1 pseudogene is annotated in these 461 nt (G+C 41.6%); it reads right to left on the bottom strand.

The features are described 5' to 3' along the window. Window positions 1-336: 336 nt before the first annotated feature. Window positions 337-461, bottom strand: a pseudogene (locus tag NE547_RS18005) (transposase); the annotation flags it as partial.

Genomic DNA, 461 nt, shown 5'->3' on the forward strand with positions numbered 1-461 from the left:
GTGGTTTCGCAGAATCGCCACCAGATATGACAAGTCGGATGCTTCCTTCCTGGCCTTTGTGTATCTTGCCTCCATCGCTATTTTGTTGCTTTAGCACAATCTCCACCTTTTTTCAAACAAGCCCTAACCTCCTTCAATTTTGGTGTATTGCACAAAAATGAGCGTTGATTTTCTATCGAAAAATTTTCTCCTTTCCAAGTCCACCACGCAAGAAAGCCGCCCAGATTTTATCCGGACGGCTTTCAGCGTAATGTGATAGACTTTTATTTTATTTTTTCGGATTGTAGGCTCCGAAAAGCCTTATATTTGCAGTTTTCCTATTTTATATGGCCCTTAATAGCCTCTAGCCCAGAAATGGCGATTTCCATACTTGTACTTTAAATTTGCGTGCCGATCGAATATCATCAGACTGCTCTTTCCTTTCAGATACCCCATAATCTGAGATACACCATACTTCGGCG

It is taken from the genome of Flavonifractor sp. DFI.6.63, assembly GCF_024462255.1.
GTDB classification, from domain to species: Bacteria; Bacillota; Clostridia; order Oscillospirales; family Oscillospiraceae; genus Lawsonibacter_A; species Lawsonibacter_A hominis.